This window comes from Dellaglioa sp. CoH-56-MRSF-12, from assembly GCF_056782075.1.
In genome coordinates this window covers 1-233 of sequence record NZ_JBXAYD010000178.1, presented here as the reverse complement: position 1 = coordinate 233, position 233 = coordinate 1, and the positions used below count along the sequence as shown (strand labels likewise).

Annotated in this window: 1 protein-coding gene; it reads right to left on the bottom strand. The window is 57.1% G+C overall.

All coding sequences use genetic code 11. The annotated features are described in order from the left end of the window. On the bottom strand, positions 1–190 hold a 190-nt coding region (locus AC1RPY_RS08230), incomplete at its 3' end, for a hypothetical protein (RefSeq protein ID WP_481763195.1). Positions 191–233 lie beyond the last annotated feature (43 nt).

The window sequence follows — 233 nt, the reverse complement described above, 5'->3', positions numbered from 1 at the left end:
CACTCACGTGAATCGAGTCCACATCAACAGCGTACTGCTCTCTCAGGCTCTGGATGATGTGCCGGACTTCGTTGATTCGCGTCAACTGACCCATCTCGAAGGCGAGCTGCATCAGCCATTGCTCATGTTGGTTCAGAGCGCGCCCATTGAGCTTGATGCTCAACGATTCCATCCAGTCCTCGAACTTCATGCACGCTCTCCGCGCAAGGGCCGGGCCGCAACGTCGCGAATCC